The sequence below is a fragment of the Pseudomonas sp. EggHat1 genome (assembly GCF_014892995.1).
In the GTDB taxonomy this organism is placed as follows: domain Bacteria; phylum Pseudomonadota; class Gammaproteobacteria; order Pseudomonadales; family Pseudomonadaceae; genus Aquipseudomonas; species Aquipseudomonas chaetocerotis.
Genome location: NZ_JACKQK010000002.1, coordinates 430,355 through 449,681, shown reverse-complemented (window position 1 = coordinate 449,681; position 19,327 = coordinate 430,355). Strand labels below are relative to the sequence as shown.

Genomic DNA, 19,327 nt, shown 5'->3' with positions numbered 1-19,327 from the left:
TCACCCTGTCGACCGGCGCGCATTCTACACGCCTCACCTCGCTTTGCAACCCCTCTTTTAAACTTAACTTATTGATTAACAAGAAGTTTTTGAAGAGCTTCATCGCTGAAGTGGCGCGCATTCTACCGCCAGCAGAATGCACGTCAAGCTTATATTTCAATTTTCTTTGGATTCTCTCGAAAAAGGACGCCTGCTCTCTGTAATGCGCCCGCGACAGCGGAGAGACGCGTCAGCAGCAGCGCGCCACCGATCAACGCGTAAGCGAGCCACTCCCCCAGATCAGCCCGCACCACCCAGAGCATATGCAGCAAGGCCAGCAGCAGGATGGCGTAAACCAGACGATGCAGCGTCTTCCACTTACGGCCCAGCTTTCTGATGCTGAAGCGATTGGAAGTAACCGCCAGGGCAAGCAAGCCAATGAAAGCCAATGCCCCCACGATTATGTAGGGCCGCTCGGAAAGATCGCGCAGCACCAGCTCCAGACGCAACCCGGCAATAAACAGGGCATAGCCAGATAGATGCAGAACGACATAGGTAAAGCACCAGAGCCCTAGCTGTCGCCGCACGGCAATCCAGCCTCCCCAGCGAGTCAACTGCTGCAGAGGTGTCATGGCCAAGGTAATCAACAGAAGGATCAGGGCTCCGAGCCCCAGGTTATCCACCAACACCTTGCCGGGGTCAGGCCCCAGCAGATTGAAGACGGCGCAGTACAGCCAATACAGCGGCGGTACCGATGCAGCCAGGAATACGCCGACGCGCCAGAGCCTGTAGCGCATCAGTAGTACCTCGCCAGATCCATCCCCGTGTAGAGACCAGCGACCTCCTCATAGCCATTGAACATCCGGGTATCGATCACATTCGGACTGAACAGACCACTGGGCAGGCGCCGCTCGGTCGCCTGCGACCAGCGCGGGTGGTCCACCTGCGGATTGACGTTGGCGTAGAAACCATACTCGTTCGGCGCGATGCGCTCCCAGGTGGTTTGGGGTGCCTCACTTACCAAACTGATACGCACAATGGACTTGATGCTCTTGAACCCGTACTTCCAAGGCACTACCAGGCGCAAGGGAGCCCCGTTCTGGTTTGGCAAAACACGTCCGTACATGCCGACGGCCATGAAGGCCAACGGGTGCATGGCCTCATCCAGACGCAACCCCTCGACATAGGGCCAATCGATCAGCGAAAAACCCGAGCGCTGGCCCGGCATGCGCTCAGGATCGACCAGCGTTTCGAAGCGCACATAGCGCGCCGCCGAGGTTGGACCGACCTGCTTGAGCAGATCAGCCAAAGGAAAGCCCAGCCAGGGTATGACCATGGACCAGGCCTCGACGCAGCGCAGCCTGTAGATGCGCTCTTCGAATGCATGTGGCTTGACCAGATCCTCGATGGAATAGCGTCCCGGATTGCTCACCTCGCCATCGACCATTACCGTCCAGGGCTCGACCTGCAGCTTGCCGGCATTGGCTGCAGGGTCGCCCTTACCCGTGCCGAACTCATAGAAGTTGTTGTAGTGCGTGGCATCCTTGAAGGGCGTGATGCTTTCACCCTTGGCAGTGATTGCTTGCCAGCGTACGCCTGCCAGCTTCTCGTCGAACCACCCCGGTGCCTTCGACGGCTCAACATCGGCATAGACACCTTGAGCGTCAGCACTGGCCAGACCCGGCATAACAGCCATGGCCGCCAGCGCCAACGAGCCCTGCATCAGCTTGCGACGAGAGAGATAGACCGACTCGGGGGTGACTTCGGACTCGAGGGCCCGAGAGGAAGGAGGAACTCGGATGAGCATAACGACTCCGCGACTACAGTTCGAGAAACGAACTGTAGACCACGGAGCGCAGAGGAAATTACAGCAGCGTCAGACAGATTTTCGACGACGCAATTGCAGCAGGTACTGGATCGGACCGGAAGCCGCATAAGCCAGGAAGATCAGCAGCAGGATACGGGGTGGGTCGCTGAACACCACCGCGAACACCAGCACCACGGCCAGAATGGCCACGAAGGGCACGCGCCCCTTCAGGTCCAGGTCCTTGAAGCTGTAGTACTTGATGTTACTGACCATCAGGCAGCCAGCGGCGGCAACGAGCAGCGCCACGGCGAAGGACATGTTCGAGCCCTTGATGCCGAAGTCGCTGAATGCCCAGACCGTTCCGGCAACGACACCCGCGGCAGCCGGACTGGCCAGACCGATGAAGTAGCGCTTGTCGACGCTGCCGATCTGCGTATTGAAGCGCGCCAGGCGCAATGCCGCGCCAGCGACATAGATGAAGGCGACCATCCAGCCCACCTTGCCCATGCTACCCAGCGCCCATTCGAATGCGAGCAGAGCCGGTGCAACGCCGAAAGCCACCATATCCGAGAGCGAATCGTACTCGGCGCCGAATGCACTTTGCGTGTTGGTCAGGCGCGCCACGCGACCATCCAGACCGTCGAGCACCATGGCGACGAACACCGCGGCAGCAGCCACGTAGAAATTGCCATTCATCGCGTTGATGATGGAGTAGAAACCGGCGAACAGGTTTGCCGTGGTGAACAGATTGGGCAGCAGGTAGATGCCACGGTGACGCACCTTGCGCCCTTCCGCGTCCTGCCCTTCCTCTATGTGCTCGTCGATCGGCAGCAGGCTTTCCAGGTTGTCGCCAGCCGGCTTTTGATCCTCGGGACCTTCACTCATGAACAGCACCTTGCAACGGGTTTGACGAATTTCGAACGGGGCGACTGAACTCAGTTCGCCGCTCATCGAGCTGGCTTTATACCAGAAGCCTCGCTACAGAATGAAAAAACGCGGCATATAGCCGCGTTCTTTCGCACATCGCAGACCTTAGTTCTTGGCCTTGTCGACGATCTTGTTGGCAGCGATCCACGGCATCATAGAGCGCAGCTGCTCGCCGATGACTTCGATACCATGAGCGGCGTTGTTACGACGCTTGGCAGTCATCGACGGGTAGCCAGTGGCGCCTTCGCTGATGAACATCTTGGCGTACTCGCCGTCCTGGATGCGCTTGAGGGCGTTGCGCATGGCCTGACGGGATTCGGCGTTGATCACTTCCGGACCGGTCACGTACTCGCCGTACTCGGCGTTGTTGGAGATCGAGTAGTTCATGTTGGCGATGCCGCCTTCGTACATGAGGTCAACGATCAGCTTCAGTTCGTGCAGGCACTCGAAGTAGGCCATTTCCGGCGCATAGCCAGCTTCGACCAGGGTTTCGAAACCGGCCTTGACCAGCTCGACGGTGCCACCACAGAGAACGGCCTGCTCACCGAACAGGTCAGTTTCGGTCTCGTCCTTGAAGGTGGTTTCGATGATGCCGGTACGACCACCACCAACGCCCGAAGCGTAGGACAGCGCGACGTTCTTGGCATTGCCGGAGGCGTCCTGGTAAACGGCGATCAGATCAGGAATGCCGCCGCCTTTGACGAACTCGGTACGTACGGTATGGCCCGGAGCCTTCGGCGCGATCATGATCACGTCGAGGTCGGCACGCGGAACGACCTGGTTGTAGTGGATGGCGAAACCGTGGGAGAAGGCCAGGGTGGCGCCCTTCTTGATGTTCGGCTCGATCTCGTTCTTGTACAGCTGGCCCTGGAATTCGTCCGGGGTCAGGATCATGACCAGATCAGCGGCAGCGACGGCAGAAGCCACGTCGGCAACTTTCAGGCCGTGAGCTTCAGCCTTGGCAACGGTAGCGGAGCCTTTACGCAGGCCAACGGTGACATCGACGCCGGAGTCTTTCAGGTTGCAGGCCTGGGCGTGGCCCTGGGAGCCGTAACCGATGATGGCGACTTTCTTGCCCTGGATGATGGAGAGGTCGCAATCTTTGTCGTAATAAACTTTCATGTTCTTGGCTCTTTTGAATCGAAAGGAATGGGGTGCGAAGCACCGCGACGAGGACACCTTATGTGATCCGCACCATTGCGTAAAATGATATATTTGCAACACAACATGCCGATATATGAAACATAAATGGACAGCCATTCCCTCAGGCTTTTTCTCTCCCTGGCAGACAACCTACACTTCGGCCGAACCAGCCGCGAGCAGCACGTCAGCCCTTCCGCGCTCAGTCGCAGCATCAAGCAGCTCGAGGACGAACTCGGCGCCGTACTGTTCGTGCGCGACAACCGCTCGGTGCGCCTGACTCGCGAGGGCCAGCAGTTTCGCGAATACGCGAGCGAGGTCATCAATGGTTGGCAGGCGATTCGCCAGACCTTCATGCAGGACCAGTTGAATCTGCACGGCGAGCTGTCGCTGTATTGCTCGGTCACGGCAAGCTACAGCTTCCTCTATGACATTCTCAGCAGCTTTCGCCAGGACTACCCACGCATCGAAATGAAACTGCATACCGGCGACCCGGCGAAAGCCGTCGAACGGGTGCAGCAAGGACTGGAGGACCTGGCCATTGGCGCCCTCCCCGACAGCCTGCCGAGCGGAGTGGAGTTTCAGTCGATCACGCGCTCGGAATTGCGCTTCATCGGTCCACAGGCTCCCCAGTTGTTGAACGAAGAACAACTGCGCAACCCAACTTCAGAGAGCTGGAAGGACGTGCCGATGATTCTCTCCGAGGAAGGCCTGGCCCGGACACGCACCGACCGCTGGCTGAAAAGCCACAACATCAAACCGCGCATCTATGCCCAGGTCAGCGGCAACGAAGCGATCGTCAGCATGGTCAGTCTGGGCTTCGGTATCGGGGTGGTGCCACAGATCGTGCTGGACAACAGCCCGCTGACTGCCCGCATCCGTATCTACGATATCCAGCCACCGCTCACCGCCTATGACATTGGTCTGTTCGCACTGGAAAAGCGCCTCAAGGATCCGCTGATCGCGGCCTTCTGGAATCGCCAACGCTGAATTCGAGCAATAAAAAACCCCGCACCAGGCGGGGTTTTGTTCGACACAGCGATCAGATACTCAGTACCTTGTCGCCGCGCGCGATGCCCGTGACACCACTGCGTACAGTTTCCAGGATCGACGCAGTACCGACGGCCTGAATGAAGCTGTCCAGCTTGTCGGTGGTACCGGTCAGCTGCACGGTGTAGACGCTGCTGGTCACATCTACGATCTGGCCGCGGAAGATGTCGGTAGTACGCTTGACCTCGGCACGCTGAGCGCCGGTGGCCTTGATCTTCACCAGCATCAGCTCGCGCTCGATGTGGGCGCTTTCCGACAGATTGACCAGCTTGACCACCTCGACCAGCTTGTTGAGGTTCTTGGTGATCTGCTCGATCACCTCATCCTGACCAACGGTGGTGAGGGTCAGACGCGACAGCGTCGGATCCTCGGTTGGCGCAACGGTGAGGCTTTCGATGTTGTAGTTACGCTGGGAGAACAGACCAACCACGCGCGACAGTGCGCCCGGCTCGTTTTCCAGCAGCAGGGAAATGATGTGTCGCATCTTAGGTCCGCTCCGTCTTGCTCAGCCACATGTCACGCATCGCACCGTCTCTGATCTGCATCGGGTAGACGTGCTCGCTCGAATCCACCGCGATGTCGAGGAACACCAGGCGATTCTTCAGGGCGAAGGCTTCCTCCAGCTTGGGCTTGAGGTCCTTCAGCGAAGTGATGCGCATGCCGACATGGCCATAGGCCTCGGCCAGTTTGACGAAGTCCGGCAGCGACTCCATGTAGGAGTGTGAATAACGGCTGTTGTACTGCATGTCCTGCCATTGGCGAACCATGCCGAGGGTACCGTTGTTCAGGTTGACGATCTTCACCGGCAGGTCGTACTGCAGGCAGGTCGACAGCTCCTGGATGTTCATCTGGATGCTGCCCTCGCCGGTGACGCACGCCACGTCGGCTTCCGGGAAGTTCAGCTTGATGCCCATCGCAGCAGGGAAACCGAAGCCCATGGTGCCCAGGCCGCCGGAGTTGATCCAGCGATTGGGCTTGTTGAATCGGTAATACTGCGCAGCGAACATCTGGTGCTGACCGACATCGGAGGTGATGAAGGCATCGCCCTTGGTCACGTCACACAGGGTTTCGATCACGGTCTGCGGCTTGATGATCGAACCGTCGCCCTCGTTGTAAGGGAACAGACGGCCGCTACCACGCCACTCTTCGATCTGCTTCCACCAGCTGGCAACGGTGTCCTTATTCGGGGTTTCGCCGATTTCCTTGAGGATGGCGACCATCTCGGTCAGCACGCTGTCCACCGGGCCGACGATCGGGATGTCAGCCTTGATGGTCTTGGAAATCGACGCCGGGTCGATGTCGATATGGATGATCTTGGCGTTCGGGCAGAACTTGGCCGCACCGTTGATCACACGGTCATCGAAGCGCGCACCGACAGCCAGGATCACGTCGGCATGGTGCATCGCCAGGTTGGCGGTGTAGCTGCCGTGCATACCGAGCATGCCGATGAACTGGCGGTCGGTACCCGGGTAGCCACCAAGGCCCATCAGGGTGTTGGTCACCGGCAGGTTGAGCATCTGCGCCAGCTCGGTCAGCGGCGCAGAAGCGCCGCCCATGATCACGCCACCACCGGAGTACATGACGGGACGCTTGGCAGCCAGGAGCATCTCGGCAGCCTTGCGGATCTGGCCGGAGTGGCCACGCACCGCCGGGCTGTAGGAACGCAGCTTGACCTTCTTCGGATAGACGTACTCGAACTTCTGGGTGGGATCACCCATGTCCTTCGGAATGTCGACCACGACCGGACCGGGACGACCGGATTCGGCGAGGTAAAACGCCTTCTTCAGCACTTCGGGGATTTCCGACGGGTGCTTGATGATGAAGCTGTGCTTCACGATCGGACGGGAAATACCGACCATGTCGGTTTCCTGGAAGGCATCGGTGCCGACCATGGCGCTCGGCACCTGGCCGGAGATCACCACCATCGGAATGGAGTCCATGTAGGCGGTGGCAATACCAGTGATGGCATTGGTCGCGCCGGGGCCAGAGGTCACCAACACCACACCGGCCTTGCCGGTGGCGCGGGCATAGCCGTCAGCCATATGGGTCGCTGCCTGTTCGTGACGGACCAGGATGTGGGTCACTTCCGGTTCTTTGAACAGGGCATCGTAAATATGCAGGAGAGCACCGCCAGGGTACCCATAGATATGCTTAACGCCTTCGTCACGCAGGAAGCGGACGACCATTTCAGCGCCGGATAAAAGCTCCACGTTGTTCACCTCTTGAACGCCAGTATGCCACCCGACAACGGGTAGCCCTAAGTAGGTCTTACTGTCAGCGGACACGCACGACGGTGATCGTGGATTCGGAACATCAGCTTGACGAGTAACGGAGCAGCCCATGGTCTTGCGGGGCCGACCCTCCCAGCGCGAGGTAACGCGTTGCGGGTGTCACGGTTCGGCGCGGGTAGCGCCTCTTTTCCCCGAGCTGGAGGACGCTTGCGGCGGACTCCACTACGGGGGAAGGCTGGATTGTTCGGGTTCGGCGAGGGCAAGTCAAGAGATGGCTAACCTATTATTCAACCTGCTGCTGTGACGCAGCGCAGAATGAAGATTGCCGACTTTTGGTTATAGTAACCTTCAGCACCGCCGCTCTCGATAAAGGAAACAGCATGCGCCACATGATTCTTACTGGCACCCTGATGCTCGCTTTGAGCACGGCCGCCATGGCCAGCCAGGTTTACAAGTGGGTAGATGACCAAGGCGTGACCCATTTCGGCGCGCAACCTCCGCAAGGCCAAGAAGCCACGACCATCAATACCGCCGCCCCACCTCCCCGTCAGGCGCCCAGCACACCGGCGCCGAGCATCGAAGAGCAGCTCGACCCCGAGCAGGCTGCCATCGACAAGAAGGTCAAGGAAGATGTCGCGAAGCAGGAAGCCGAGCGCAGGCAGTACTGTGAGAACGCCCGCACCAACCTGGCTCAGTTGGAAAACAATCCTCGCCTGCGCATCGAGGACGGTGGCGAGGTTCGCCGCATTGACGAGAACGAACGGCAGGAACGCATCACCGAGCTGAAAAAGTCCATCGCAGAAAACTGCAAATAATGGACGACGCGCACGCCCTCAAGGCGTGCGCGTAAGTAGGCGATCGAACTCGCCGAGCAGCTCAAGCAACCGACGCGCAGTGCTCGGCTGCTGCTGATAGACCATCTCTGCCATGGCCTGAATGCCTGATACCGAGGGCAACGCGGCGCCGGTTTCCAGCAGAACCTTCATACGCGGCAGAAAAATCCACTGCAGCCATTGCTCGAACGCCAGCGTATCGACGCAGAACGGTTCCGGGCTGGCCAAGGCCTCGGCGCTCGGTGCCTCCTCCTGCCACCAACCCTGCACACGTAACTCACGCTCGATCAGCAGCAGGTGTTCGGCCAATGCGCTTGCGCGAGCATCCATCAGAGGTTGACTCGTGCGCGTTCACGGGCCTGGGCAGCACCAGCGGGATCACCCTGACGCTCGCGGGCCTGGGCGATCAGATCCCACAGACTGGCTTGCAACGCCGGACGACCGTTGGCGTAAGTCAGGCCGCGACGGGCGAACTGCTCGGCTTGGGCAGCATCGCCCTGAGCCAGGCGAACCTCAGCAAGACGATAAAGCACCTGCGGCTCACGCGGCGCAATGCGCTGGGCACGCTCCAAGCTGGAGGCAGCGCCATTCAGATCGCCACCGCCCTGCTGCTGTTGAGCGGTGGTCAACAGCGCGAGAACCGGGCCATCCAGTTGCTCGTCTGCAGCCAGGCCGCCGCCACTGGGAATGCCGCTAGGCATGCTCGGCGCCGAAGAGCCGAAGCTGCCCTGGCTCGGTGCAGACGGTTGACTGGGCACGGGCGGGTCGAAGGTCAGTCCGCCACTGGAGGTGATCGGCTGAGAGTCGGTCTGCAACGGCGTCGAGACAGCTCCCTGCGGTACCATCACAACTACACCGGAATCTTCCTCGATACGCTGCGGTGCAGCTGCAGGCCCCGGACCAGTCGCCGGGCCAGCCCCGCCCGAAGACAGCGGAGAGCCGGCGTCGATCACCGGAATCGAACCCTGCGGCACCGTACTGCAACCACTCAACACCGCCGTTGCCAGCATAGTGGCAAGCCACTTCTTGTTCACATCCAATCCTCTTAGGTAACACCGAATCACTCGACCCGGCCGTTATTCCAACCAGCCTCGCACCCAGTCCATCACCGAATCGACTGGTGCCTGGATACCGCACGCGGAACCGGCGGCAGGTTCACTGCCGCGAATATAAGGCATCTGTACCGCATTCGGGCAGCCCGAAGCCGAGCCCAGACCCGTCTGACGATCCACCCAGGCCTGGGTGACGTTGTCCGGCATCGGCATATCCAGCGGCAGCGGATCCGCCTTGCGCATGAACCCGGTCCAGACCTGCAGGGCGCCGGTCGCGCCGGTCAACGGGGTCGGACCGTTGTCGTCACGCCCCAGCCACACCACCGACAGTAGATCCTGACTGAAGCCAGCGAACCAGCTGTCGCGGGAGTCATTACTGGTACCGGTCTTGCCCGCCAGGTTCAGCGAGCTGGGCAGCTGGCTGTATACCGAGCGACCAGTGCCTTCACGCATGGTGCGCTGCATGGCGTTCTGCACCAGGTAGATGGCACCCGGATCGAAACGCTGCTGAATCTGGAATGGATAACGACCGAGCGGTTCGCCGTCGGCTGTCAGCACACTGCGAATGCCACGCAAGGGCGTATTGAAGCCTCCGTTGGCCAGCGTCTGGTACATACCTGCCACTTCCATCGGCGTCAGAGCCCCCGCACCAAGCAGCATCGACGGATAGGCCGGCCACTTGCGCTCGACGCCCAGTCGCTCGAGCGTCTTGAGCACATTGGGCACGCCGATCTCCAGGCCGAGCTTGGCCGTGGACAGGTTGTAGGACTGCGCCAACCCCTGATACAGGTAGATGGTGCCATGAGCCTTGCGGTCGTAATTCTGTGGCGTCCAGACCTGGCCATCCTGGCCCTTGATGGAGAACGCTTCATCCTCCAGCCAACTGGTCAGGGTGTACTGACTCGGACGCTCCAATGCAGACAGATAAATAGCCGGTTTTATCAGCGAGCCAATCGGCCTTACGGCGTCCAGCGCACGGTTGAAGCCGGCAAAGCGTGGCTGGCGGCTGCCGATCAATGCCTGAATTTCCCCGGTCTCGGGGTTGGTCACTACCATACCGGCCTGCACTTCATCCACGCCCTTGCGCCCGGCCAGGCGCTTGAGCGTCTCGGCCAGCGCCTCTTCGGCCTTGAGCTGCAGAATCGGATCGAAGCTGGTGAAGATACGCAGGCCTTCTTCAGTCAGATCCTGCTCACGATAATCTTCACGCAACTGACGCTTGACCAGATCGAGGAACGCCGGAAACGAGCTGTCTGCCATGCTGCCGCGCGCGCTCACGCCGAGCGGTTTCTGTTTGGCTGCTGCCGCTTCCTCAGGGGTGATCGAACCTTGTTCGGCAAGCAGATCGAGCACCAGATTGCGGCGCGCCAGCGCTCGCTCGGGATTGCGTCGCGGGTTGAAGTAGGTGGGGCCCTTGACCATGCCCACCAGCAGCGCGACCTGCTCCAGCTTCAGCTCGGAAACCGGCTGACTGAAGAAATACTGGCTGGCCAGACCGAAGCCATGCACCGCGCGCTGGCCATCCTGCCCGAGAAACACCTCGTTCATATAGGCTTCGAGAATCTCGCGCTTGTCGTAGTGCAGCTCGAGCAGCACCGCCATCATCGCTTCGGTGGCTTTACGCACCAGGGTGCGTTCGTTGGTCAGGTAGAAGTTCTTCACCAACTGCTGGGTCAGAGTACTGCCGCCTTGCACCAGGCGCCCGGACGTGGCGTTGATCCACATCGCTCGGGCAATGCCCTTGGGCGACACGCCGAAGTGATCGAAGTAGTCGCGATCCTCGACCGCCACCAGCGCATCGATCAGATAGGCCGGCACCTGATCCAGCTTGATCAGGATGCGATCCTCCTGATGCGCCGGATAAAGCCCGCCAATCAGCAGCGGCTCCAGGCGTGCCACGGCAAGATTGCCGCCGTTGGCCTGGGTCAGACCGGCAACGTAATCGCCAGAGAAACGCACGCGCACCTTCTGTGACGGTTCGGCACCTTCATAAAACTGAAAGCCGCGACTGTGCAGCTCGATATTGTTACCGGCCACCGATACTGCGCCGGGCCCATTGACTGCGCTCTCGCGGCGGTAGCCGAGCGCATCGAGTTCACGCAGGAAATCGTCCTTGGCCAGCTTCTGCCCGACGAAGAGTTCGAGCGGCCTGGCGTAGACTTTCGCGGGCACCGTCCAGCGCTTGCCGGAGAACTTCTCCTGCACCACGGCATCGAGATAAACGGCAAAGCCAGCCAGGATCACCAGGCCAACCAGACCGAGCTTGAGGCCCCAGGCAAACCAGGGACGCATGCCGGATGAGCGGGATTTTTTGTTTGAGCGGGGGGAGCGTTTTCGAGTCATGGCGGGATTATACGCACTTTACATGGGGGCCAGCAGGCCGCCTGGATGGTTTGCAGAGCAGCTCACAGCGGCCATAATGCCCAGCTCGAACAGCGTCTAGAACAAGGATCGAACGTGAGCCAAGCCCTGATTGCCGCATTGCAGAACCCGGCCCTGTATCCGCATCCCGTGGATGGGTTTCAGGTCATTGAGACCCACATTTCCTGGGTTTTGCTCACTGGCCCCTACGCCTACAAGATCAAAAAGCCGGTCAACTTCGGTTTTCTCGACTTCACCGAGCTGGATGCACGTCGTCATTTCTGCGAAGAAGAGCTGCGCCTCAACCAGCGCCTGACCGAGGATTTGTATCTGGACGTATTGCCGATCGGTGGTAGTGAAAATGCTCCCAGCTTCGACGGCAGCACCCCCGCCATCGAATACGCACTGAAAATGCGCCAGTTCCCGCAGGAACAACTGCTCAGCGCCATTCAGGCACGCGGCGAGCTGAACGACGCTCATATCGACGCCCTGGCCGAACAGATCGCCACCTTTCACCTGGACGCACCGCAGGTGCCGCAGGAACATCCGCTGGGTAGCGCAGAAGCGGTCATGGTTCCGGTGCAGCAGAATTTCGAGCAGATTCGCCCGATGCTCAGCGAGAAGGCAGACCTGCAGCAACTCGATGCCCTCGAGGCGTGGGCCCAGTCCAGCTACGAACGCCTGCAACCACTGTTGAGCGAACGCAAGGCGCAGGGGTTCATTCGCGAATGCCACGGTGACATTCACCTGGGTAACGCCGCCCAGATCGACGGCCGCGTAGTACTGTTCGACTGCATCGAGTTCAACGAGCCCTTCCGTTTCACCGACGTAACCGCAGATATCGCCTTCCTGGCCATGGACCTCGAAGACCGCGGCCTCAAGTGCCTGGCCCGACGCTTCATAAGCGGCTGGCTGGAACGCACTGGCGATTATGCAGCCCTGGAACTGCTGAACTTCTACAAGGCTTACCGCGCCATGGTCCGCGGCAAAGTCGCATTGTTCCGCCTGGGGCAGGAACAGGACTCGGTGCAGCGGGCGGTGATCCTGCGCCAGTACCGTGGTTATGCCGCACTGGCAGAGAGCTACAGCGCCATTCCATCGCCTTTCCTGGCCATCACCCATGGTGTCTCGGCAGTCGGCAAGAGCCACGTCGCCATGCGCCTGGTGGAAGCGCTGGGCACTATTCGCCTGCGCTCCGACATCGAGCGCAAGCGCCTGTTCGGCGAGCAGAGCGCCGAAGCCAAGGATCAGCTGGCCGCCGGCATCTACAGCACTGACGCCAGCCAGGCGACCTACCAGCGCCTGCATCAACTTGCGCGCCGGACACTACTGGCAGGTTTCCCCGTGGTGATCGACGCAACCTATCTCAAGGCAGCGCAACGCCAGGCCGCCAGCGAAATCGCCGAAGAGACCGGCGCGCCCTTCCTGATTCTCGACTGCCATGCGCCGCAAGCCGTGATCGCCAGTTGGCTGGAGCAGCGCCGCAGCGAAGGCCAGGATCCGTCCGATGCGACGCTGGAAGTGATCCAGGCCCAGCAAGCCAGCCGCGAGCCGCTCGACGACGAGGAGCAGAGCCACAGCAAACGCGTCGACACACATGACAGCGCAAGCCTGGACAGCCTGGTCGAGCGTATTCGCCAGCGCCTGCCTGGGATCTGAGCATCGTCCCGAGCAAGCCGTGTGAAAACGCAGCGAGCGAAGGTCAGGCAAGGCAAAAAACGGCGAAAAGCGCAGTTTACGGGCTGTGAATGAGCATTCTGATCGGACTCGCGCACGAGCCGTTTTCTTAACGCTGCATGGCCGAGCGCAGTAGTTTCCACACAGCCTGCAAGCAGTTGGCACGCCCTGCCAGGCAAACCCTGGCAGGACTTCTATACTGCCGGTGAAGCCACCACCGGTATCTGCCATGAGTCAGCCACGCCAGCTTGATCATCCGCTCTACCACCTCCTGCACAACGACGACGTGAAGGGCTTCAATGTACAGAAGCCGAAGGACGTGGAAGTCGATCTGTCCGGTGGCGACTTTCGCGGCCTCGACCTGCGCAACATGGACACCGACGCCGTCAATTTCACCGATGCCTACTTCCGTGGGGCAGACCTGCGCGGCCTGGATTTCCGTAACGCCAGGATCGAAGGCGCCAGCCTGGCCCACGCGCAGATTTCCGGCGCCTACTTCCCCGTCGAACTGACCGCTGACGAGATTCTCATGTCGGTCAATTTCGGTACCCGCCTGCGCTATCGCACCAAGTAGACCTCTACGAACGACGACGCGAAGCACTCAGGCAATTGGCCGCTACACTTTTTGGCAGGCACGCCAACGTGAACCTTTCACCCGCACGCATGGAGGCCCGATGAACGACGAACTGCAACACTTGAAAAACCTGGGCAAGACCTCGGCGCAGTGGCTGCACGCCGTGGGGATTCACAGCGCCAACGACCTGCGTCGCTATGGCGCTGTGGGAGCCTATCGCGCGGTCAGAGCGCGCGGCTTTCGCGCATCCAAGGTGCTGCTTTACGCCATCGAGGGAGCTCTGCTCAATGTGCATTGGAGTGAGCTACCCCCCGCACACAAGGCCGAACTGAACGGCAAGCTGGACGAAGCCCAAGGCCACAACAAGAGCTAGCTCACAACACCAGCGCAAGGTGATTTACTCGAAGAGCCGCACAGCCTATTGTTTCAGGGACCTTCGTGTGGTCAGCCAGTCCAGCCAGTTCAAGGAATTACGGTTATGTATTTACTCGGGGAGCAACCGGCCTACGCCGATCAGTTGATCAATCGCCTGCAGAGTATCCCCACTCAGTTGCTGGAAGGGCTGCAACCCGCGGGTGAGCCGCTGCGTCTGGAGCGTGTCGATGATCTGGCTCAGGTACTGCCTGGCAACCAGCTGTTCATCATCGAGAACGGGCTGCTGCATGCGCTGGTCGATGAACGCCCGCTGTTCTATCTGCAGGAGGGCGATCTGGTCGGCCTGCGCCAGGGCATCGACCTCCCCTCCTGCCGCTACAGCAGTGAAGAACCCATCAGCCTGATTCCCTACTCGCGCAGCGAAACGTTCCAGCACATCTATGCCAGCGAGCAGCGCCAGGAACAGTTCATCCAATATCTGATCGGCCACACCGCTCTGCTGTCCGACGCACTGGCACGCCTGAAACAACCGGAGATCCGTCCGGCGACCGGCTTCCAGCATTTCGCTGCCGGCGAGGAGCTGATTCATCAGGGCGATGAAGCCGACCACGTGTTCATCATCATCGAAGGCCACGCCGAGGCCTACGTCGACGGCCAGAAGGTCGGCGATGTGCAAAAAGACGAAATCTTCGGAGCCATGGCGGTATTCACTCGCGAGAAGCGCAGCGCCACGGTGGTCGCCAGCGAACCTTGCACGGTCATGGTGATTCCCAAGGAGCAATTCCTCAGCCTGATGCAAAGCAACCCACGCATCGCTCACAGCCTGATCGAGAGCATGGCTCGACGCATCGATCTGCTGAACAAGGAAGTCACTCAACTGCGCTTGCCTGGGGAATCCTGAGTCTCCACCTGCATCAGCGAACCCGGCCCAGAGCCGGGTTTTGCATTTATGAGCCCGGCAAAAACTTTCTGAGAAAAGTTCTCAAAAGGGCATTGACTATGAAATGAGAATTGTTATTATTATCTCAACTGGTCGCGAGATCAGCCGATAAGCTAAAGAGACCATTCAGTCGGACTCTTCAGATTATCTCCTCATCAGGCTAATCACGGTTATTGACCCGGCTCTTGCCGGGTCTTTTTTTGCCTGGCCGAAAGTGTGCCCTGCTGCACCCGGCATACCGTCCGCAGCGGACCTCAGCCGTCGACCTGCGCCAGCCAGTCCGGCAAATTGAAATGCAGGCTGATGCGCGCGATCAGCCCGCCCTGGATCTCGAAGAAGGCCCCCATGCGCATCTCATAACGCTGCCCACAGGCTTCCGGCAGGCCATCGTCAGTCGCCAGGTATTCACCGATGACGCGGTACTCGCAGGCGGCATGCTGCCCTTGCGGCTCGACCAGGATCACCAGCGACTCGATCATCTCGCGATAGCAAAGCAGTTGCCGTTCAAGAAAAGCCGCGAATGCGTCACGCCCATGCTCGGTGAAACCCTGATTGGGCTGCAGAATCAGCCCGTCGCTGACCAGCGACAGGCAGGCGCGGATATCCCGATCATTGAGGGCGTTGAAATAACCTTGCAGCAGGTCGCGAACGTCTGTGGACATAGACCAGGCTCCGAATCGGCAAAGCGCCGAGGATACCGTGCAGGCAGCCCACGAAAGGCGGCTAGGGTCGCAGTTTGGCGCAGTGATCCTGCTCCGGCTGCGCGGCAGTGAACCAGACGTAATCGGCCATGGAGGCGTCCACCGAACGACCGACTTCGGCCAGTATCAGCACCGCATTGCCGGTGTGCGCGCCGAGGTCGGCCAGATGCAAGGGTACGCCGAGGTCCTTGCGTACATGAAAGGCGCCGGCCAGCAGCAGGCTTGGCTGCGGCGCCGCCAACAGAGCCTCGGCCATGCGCCGGTCACGCTGCTGCTGCACGGCCAGCATCGCCGGCAACTGGCTATCCGGCAGCAGGCCGCAGTGCGACTCGCGGATATCGGCCAGCAAACGCGCCTGCACCTCGGCTGCACCTGAGCGCTCCCCCGCAAGCGTCGGCCGCTGGCGATAGATCTGCATGATCTCGGCACGATCCAGATTGGCCGCTAGCAAGGGGTAAGGCTGACGCAATTGATGCAACACCAGCGGCCCGTACAGCGACCAGCCCCATCCCGGCTGCCAGGCCAGGGCGTCGAACGGATCGGTAATCGCCTGCCCTGCGCGCACGGTTTTCTGGGCCTGATCGACCTTGTTCTGCTGATCGGGGTTAAGCATCTCCATCAGCACGCTGCCCTGCGGGCGCAACCTGGATAACTCGCGCGACAGCCAAAGCTGCAAGGCATGGTGATCGGGATTGTCGTGCTGCTCGCCGACCAGCACCCGCTGAGCCGGCGCAAGACGACTCAGCAGTTGCTCAGGGCTGATGCTCTGCCCGCTGGCCAGATCGACGATGCGACCCAAATCGGCATGCTCGCGTCCCAGCGGAGCGAGCGGCGCCGGCGGCAGCACATTTTGACTCTGACAGGCAGCCAGCAGCATCAGACAGCTCAACAGAACGACTCGCATCGGGGTCTCCAAGATTCAGCGCGCGACGATCAGCGGGTGGCCGCGTTCGGGATGAGTCTGCACCAGCACCTCCAGACCGAACACGGCCTGCAGGGGCTCGGCCCGCAATACTTCGGCAGGGGTACCCAGCGCATGCGCCCGGCCCTGTTCCAGCAGCAACAGGCGGTCACAGTAACGCGCGGCCAGATTGAGATCATGGAGGATCACCAGTACCGCCGCGCCGGATTCGGCCAGACGGCGAACCGCCTGCAGGCAGGTGTGCTGATGCAGCGGATCGAGCATCGAGGTCGGCTCATCGAGCAGCAGGGTCTGCCCCTCGCCGCCCGGCCATAGCTGCGCCAGCACCCGCGCCAGGTGCACGCGCTGGCGCTCGCCGCCGGACAACGCCAAGTAGCTGCGCCCCGCCAGGTGAACAGCGTCGGCTGCCAGCAACGCCTGCTGCACGATCTGCGCATCGCGCACGCGCCCGCTGTCATGCGGCAGGCGGCCCATGGCGACCACTTCCTCGACACGAAAGGCGAAATTCAGACTGGAACTCTGCGGCAACACGGCCAGACGCCTGGCCCGCTCTGGCCCGGCCCAGTCATCGAGCGCGCGCTGATCCAGCGTCACCTGCCCGGCGCTGGCCTGCAGCTCGCCGGTCATCGCCGCCAGCAAAGTGCTCTTGCCCGCACCGTTGGGCCCCAGCACACCCAGCACTTCGCCGGGGTGCAACTGCAGATCGATGCCACTGAGCACCACGCCCTGGCCGCGGCGGACTTCCAGCTGTTCAACCCGCAGCATCAGCTTCGCCCCCGCACCAGCAGATAAAGAAAGAACGGCGCACCAATCAGCGCCGTGACAATGCCGATCGGCAACTCCGCAGGGGCCAGCGCCAGACGCGCGATCAGGTCGGCCAGCAGCAATAGGCTCGCACCGGCGAGCGCGGATGCAGGGAGCAACAGGCGATGATCGGGGCCCACCAGCTGGCGCATCAGATGCGGCACCACAAGGCCGATGAAACCGATCAAGCCGGCGGCCGCCACCGCAGCACCGACACCCAGTGCCGTGCAGAACACCAGCTCGCGCTTGAGGCGCTCCACATCGAAACCAAGGTGGCGCGCCTCCGACTCGCCCAGCAGCAGCGCATTCAACGCACGCGCCCGTCGCGGCAACCAGAGCGCAACGGCCAGCGTGGCCAGCAACAACGGCCAGAGCCGTGCGTAACTGGCGCCATTGAGGCTGCCCAGGTTCCAGAAGGTCAGGGTGCGCAGGGTCGCATCGTCCGCCAGGTAGGTGAACAGACCGATGGCCGCCCCCGCGAGTGCGGTCAAGGCGATGCCCGCCAGCAACATGGTCGCCACGTTGGTTTGCCCGTCACGCCGGCCCAGGCGATAGACCAGCGCCGTGACCAGCAAGCCACCGACGAAGGCACAGGCCGACAACAAATAGGGCGCGAAAGCTTCCGGCAAGCCGCCGAACGCGGCGCCGCCGACAATGGCCACCGCAGCGCCCAGCGCGGCGCCGCTGGAGACGCCGACCAGACCGGGGTCAGCCAGTGGATTGCGAAACAACCCCTGCATCGCCACGCCACAGAGCGCCAGCACCATGCCTACGGCCAGCCCAAGCAAGGTGCGCGGCATGCGGATCTGCGACAGGATCAATTCCGCCTGCTGTACCGATGCGTCCGCCGCGAGAGGCAGGCCCAGCAAACGCAACGCAGCACGCATGGTATCGCCCAATGGCAGGCTGACCGGCCCGAGCGCCAGCGAGAGCCACAGCACGAGCACGAGCAACAGGCCCAGTGTGATGAACAATGGGCGCGTCGAAAAAGGTGAGGTCATGGCTCGCGCTTGGCTTCGGCAGTCAGGGGTTGGCTGGCAGGATAAAAGCCTGCGGCGAGCATCGCCAGCCCATCCGGCACGCGCGGCCCAAGACCGCCGACCAGCAGGGTCGGGTCCAGCGCCAACAAACGTCCCTCGCGCGCCGCGCGGGTACCGGCCAGGGCAGGGTTCTGCTGCAGCAGGGCCTGCCTGGCCGCGTCACCCTCCAAGGCGCGATCAGCCACCACCACGACCTGCGGATCGAGCGCCAGCAGCGCTTCGCTGGACAACGCCTTGTAGCCGCTGTGACTGGCCAGGTTGCGCCCGCCGGCACGGCTGATCAGCCAATCGGCAGCGGTGTCGATACCACCAACCAGCGGACTGCCACCGGCATGCCCGAGCAATAGCAACACACCAGGCGCGTCCTGGCTGCGCTGCGCCTGCTCGACCCATTGTTGCTGGGTCTGCAAGCGCGCCTGGTAATCCGCGAAGGCGCGTTGCCCTGCGACCTCATCACCGAGCAACTGGCCCAGACGCTGCAGGTTGGCCTGCAGGCTGTCCAGCTCGGCTCGCGCAGTCAGGCGCTCGATGCGCACACCCGCCGCTGCCAGTTGCGCGAGCACCGGCGGCGGGCCCATTTCTTCACTGCCAAGCAGCAGATCCGGGCGCAGGGCCAGAATGCCCTCGGCCGCCAGTTGCCGCTGATAACCGACGCTGGGCAGCTTGGTCAGCGAGGCAGGATGGCGACTGGTGGTATCAACGCCCACCAGCTTGCTCTCACCGCCGAGCAGCACCACCCACTCGCTCAGCGCACCACCGGAACTCACCCAGCGCTGCGGCAGCGGCTCGGCCGCCAGTACCAGATTGGGAAACAGCAGGACGACCGCCAGGCCGCCCAGGATATTGGCAAGATGCATGATCTCGACTCCTCGAACGTGACATCGACCGGCTCCTGCGGAAGGCCGGCACACTCG

General features: G+C 61.4%; 20 protein-coding genes. 6 read left to right on the top strand and 14 right to left on the bottom strand.

Translation table 11 applies throughout. The features are described from left to right. Positions 1-149: 149 nt before the first annotated feature. The 4 genes from msrQ to ilvC form a co-directional block, all read right to left on the bottom strand. The gene (msrQ, locus tag INS93_RS06320; RefSeq protein WP_192980703.1) at positions 150-776 is read right to left on the bottom strand and encodes a protein-methionine-sulfoxide reductase heme-binding subunit MsrQ; all 627 of its coding nucleotides are present in this window, start codon (positions 774-776) and stop codon (positions 150-152) included. Then, positions 776-1,786, bottom strand: a complete 1,011-nt coding sequence (gene msrP / locus INS93_RS06315) for a protein-methionine-sulfoxide reductase catalytic subunit MsrP (RefSeq protein ID WP_192980702.1) — start codon at positions 1,784-1,786, stop codon at positions 776-778. Before msrP ends, msrQ begins: the two co-directional genes overlap by 1 nt. Before the next feature lie 69 nt (positions 1,787-1,855). Then, positions 1,856-2,671 carry a CDP-diacylglycerol--serine O-phosphatidyltransferase gene (pssA, locus tag INS93_RS06310; protein ID WP_041980762.1) on the bottom strand — a complete coding sequence of 272 codons (816 nt, stop codon included), beginning with the start codon at positions 2,669-2,671 and terminating at the stop codon, positions 1,856-1,858. Between the two features lie 147 nt (positions 2,672-2,818). After that, positions 2,819-3,835 (bottom strand): ketol-acid reductoisomerase, encoded by a 1,017-nt coding sequence (gene ilvC, locus INS93_RS06305; protein WP_037001483.1) that lies wholly within the window; start codon positions 3,833-3,835, stop codon positions 2,819-2,821. A gap of 126 nt (positions 3,836-3,961) precedes the next feature. On the opposite strand from ilvC, the gene ilvY reads away from it, so the two are divergent. Further along, on the top strand, positions 3,962-4,843 hold the full coding sequence (ilvY, locus tag INS93_RS06300) for an HTH-type transcriptional activator IlvY (RefSeq protein ID WP_192980701.1): 882 nt from the start codon (positions 3,962-3,964) through the stop codon (positions 4,841-4,843). 52 nt (positions 4,844-4,895) lie between these two features. Here ilvY and ilvN read toward each other — a convergent pair whose 3' ends face one another. Beyond that, a complete protein-coding gene (gene ilvN, locus INS93_RS06295) occupies positions 4,896-5,387 on the bottom strand; it encodes an acetolactate synthase small subunit (protein WP_160017320.1) in 492 nt (163 codons plus the stop codon). A gap of 1 nt (position 5,388) precedes the next feature. Then, positions 5,389-7,113: an acetolactate synthase 3 large subunit gene (locus INS93_RS06290; RefSeq protein ID WP_026088417.1), complete on the bottom strand. Its 1,725-nt coding sequence runs from the start codon at positions 7,111-7,113 to the stop codon at positions 5,389-5,391. Positions 7,114-7,514: 401 nt separating this feature from the next. Between INS93_RS06290 and INS93_RS06285 the strand changes: the two genes are divergently transcribed. Next, complete coding sequence (locus INS93_RS06285) at positions 7,515-7,949, top strand: DUF4124 domain-containing protein (RefSeq protein WP_160017319.1); 435 nt, start codon at positions 7,515-7,517, stop codon at positions 7,947-7,949. 18 nt (positions 7,950-7,967) lie between these two features. Here INS93_RS06285 and INS93_RS06280 read toward each other — a convergent pair whose 3' ends face one another. The 3 genes from INS93_RS06280 to mrcB form a co-directional block, all read right to left on the bottom strand. Then, positions 7,968-8,297, bottom strand: coding sequence for a YqcC family protein (locus tag INS93_RS06280; protein WP_160017318.1), 330 nt, complete (start codon positions 8,295-8,297; stop codon positions 7,968-7,970). After that, complete coding sequence (locus tag INS93_RS06275; protein ID WP_160018876.1) at positions 8,297-8,977, bottom strand: tetratricopeptide repeat protein; 681 nt, start codon at positions 8,975-8,977, stop codon at positions 8,297-8,299. Before INS93_RS06275 ends, INS93_RS06280 begins: the two co-directional genes overlap by 1 nt. Positions 8,978-9,043: 66 nt before the next feature. Next, positions 9,044-11,362, bottom strand: coding sequence for a penicillin-binding protein 1B (gene mrcB / locus INS93_RS06270; protein WP_192980700.1), 2,319 nt, complete (start codon positions 11,360-11,362; stop codon positions 9,044-9,046). Positions 11,363-11,476: 114 nt separating this feature from the next. Between mrcB and INS93_RS06265 the strand changes: the two genes are divergently transcribed. From INS93_RS06265 to INS93_RS06250, 4 genes are all read left to right on the top strand, one after another. Further along, entirely contained in the window at positions 11,477-13,039 is a 1,563-nt protein-coding gene (locus INS93_RS06265) for an AAA family ATPase (RefSeq protein ID WP_192980699.1), read from the top strand. Positions 13,040-13,286: 247 nt separating this feature from the next. After that, positions 13,287-13,631 carry a pentapeptide repeat-containing protein gene (locus INS93_RS06260; RefSeq protein ID WP_169971216.1) on the top strand — a complete coding sequence of 115 codons (345 nt, stop codon included), beginning with the start codon at positions 13,287-13,289 and terminating at the stop codon, positions 13,629-13,631. A gap of 100 nt (positions 13,632-13,731) precedes the next feature. Continuing rightward, the gene (locus tag INS93_RS06255; RefSeq protein ID WP_074679532.1) at positions 13,732-14,004 is read left to right on the top strand and encodes a TfoX/Sxy family protein; all 273 of its coding nucleotides are present in this window, start codon (positions 13,732-13,734) and stop codon (positions 14,002-14,004) included. A gap of 105 nt (positions 14,005-14,109) precedes the next feature. Beyond that, positions 14,110-14,907 carry a cyclic nucleotide-binding domain-containing protein gene (locus INS93_RS06250; protein ID WP_017675299.1) on the top strand — a complete coding sequence of 266 codons (798 nt, stop codon included), beginning with the start codon at positions 14,110-14,112 and terminating at the stop codon, positions 14,905-14,907. Positions 14,908-15,200: 293 nt separating this feature from the next. Here INS93_RS06250 and INS93_RS06245 read toward each other — a convergent pair whose 3' ends face one another. The 5 genes from INS93_RS06245 to INS93_RS06225 form a co-directional block, all read right to left on the bottom strand. After that, positions 15,201-15,608, bottom strand: coding sequence for a nuclear transport factor 2 family protein (locus tag INS93_RS06245; RefSeq protein WP_192980698.1), 408 nt, complete (start codon positions 15,606-15,608; stop codon positions 15,201-15,203). A 61-nt stretch (positions 15,609-15,669) separates the two neighbouring features. Next, positions 15,670-16,551 (bottom strand): ChaN family lipoprotein, encoded by an 882-nt coding sequence (locus tag INS93_RS06240; protein ID WP_192980697.1) that lies wholly within the window; start codon positions 16,549-16,551, stop codon positions 15,670-15,672. A 15-nt stretch (positions 16,552-16,566) separates the two neighbouring features. Then, a complete protein-coding gene (locus INS93_RS06235) occupies positions 16,567-17,334 on the bottom strand; it encodes a heme ABC transporter ATP-binding protein (protein WP_192980696.1) in 768 nt (255 codons plus the stop codon). After that, a complete protein-coding gene (locus tag INS93_RS06230) occupies positions 17,334-18,320 on the bottom strand; it encodes a FecCD family ABC transporter permease (RefSeq protein WP_192980716.1) in 987 nt (328 codons plus the stop codon). The genes INS93_RS06235 and INS93_RS06230 overlap by 1 nt, the downstream gene beginning before the upstream one ends. Before the next feature lie 50 nt (positions 18,321-18,370). Further along, positions 18,371-19,270, bottom strand: a complete 900-nt coding sequence (locus INS93_RS06225) for a heme/hemin ABC transporter substrate-binding protein (RefSeq protein ID WP_192980695.1) — start codon at positions 19,268-19,270, stop codon at positions 18,371-18,373. Between the last annotated feature and the right edge of the window lie 57 nt (positions 19,271-19,327).

Coding starts and splice junctions, on each gene's coding strand:
- msrQ (WP_192980703.1), bottom strand. CDS start 776: ATGCGCTACAGGCTCTGGCGCGTCGGCGTATTCCTGGCTGCATCGGTA.
- msrP (WP_192980702.1), bottom strand. CDS start 1,786: ATGCTCATCCGAGTTCCTCCTTCCTCTCGGGCCCTCGAGTCCGAAGTC.
- pssA (WP_041980762.1), bottom strand. CDS start 2,671: ATGAGTGAAGGTCCCGAGGATCAAAAGCCGGCTGGCGACAACCTGGAA.
- ilvC (WP_037001483.1), bottom strand. CDS start 3,835: ATGAAAGTTTATTACGACAAAGATTGCGACCTCTCCATCATCCAGGGC.
- ilvY (WP_192980701.1), top strand. CDS start 3,962: ATGGACAGCCATTCCCTCAGGCTTTTTCTCTCCCTGGCAGACAACCTA.
- ilvN (WP_160017320.1), bottom strand. CDS start 5,387: ATGCGACACATCATTTCCCTGCTGCTGGAAAACGAGCCGGGCGCACTG.
- INS93_RS06285 (WP_160017319.1), top strand. CDS start 7,515: ATGCGCCACATGATTCTTACTGGCACCCTGATGCTCGCTTTGAGCACG.
- INS93_RS06280 (WP_160017318.1), bottom strand. CDS start 8,297: ATGGATGCTCGCGCAAGCGCATTGGCCGAACACCTGCTGCTGATCGAG.
- INS93_RS06275 (WP_160018876.1), bottom strand. CDS start 8,977: ATGCTGGCAACGGCGGTGTTGAGTGGTTGCAGTACGGTGCCGCAGGGT.
- mrcB (WP_192980700.1), bottom strand. CDS start 11,362: ATGACTCGAAAACGCTCCCCCCGCTCAAACAAAAAATCCCGCTCATCC.
- INS93_RS06260 (WP_169971216.1), top strand. CDS start 13,287: ATGAGTCAGCCACGCCAGCTTGATCATCCGCTCTACCACCTCCTGCAC.
- INS93_RS06255 (WP_074679532.1), top strand. CDS start 13,732: ATGAACGACGAACTGCAACACTTGAAAAACCTGGGCAAGACCTCGGCG.
- INS93_RS06250 (WP_017675299.1), top strand. CDS start 14,110: ATGTATTTACTCGGGGAGCAACCGGCCTACGCCGATCAGTTGATCAAT.
- INS93_RS06245 (WP_192980698.1), bottom strand. CDS start 15,608: ATGTCCACAGACGTTCGCGACCTGCTGCAAGGTTATTTCAACGCCCTC.
- INS93_RS06240 (WP_192980697.1), bottom strand. CDS start 16,551: ATGCGAGTCGTTCTGTTGAGCTGTCTGATGCTGCTGGCTGCCTGTCAG.
- INS93_RS06235 (WP_192980696.1), bottom strand. CDS start 17,334: ATGCTGCGGGTTGAACAGCTGGAAGTCCGCCGCGGCCAGGGCGTGGTG.
- INS93_RS06225 (WP_192980695.1), bottom strand. CDS start 19,270: ATGCATCTTGCCAATATCCTGGGCGGCCTGGCGGTCGTCCTGCTGTTT.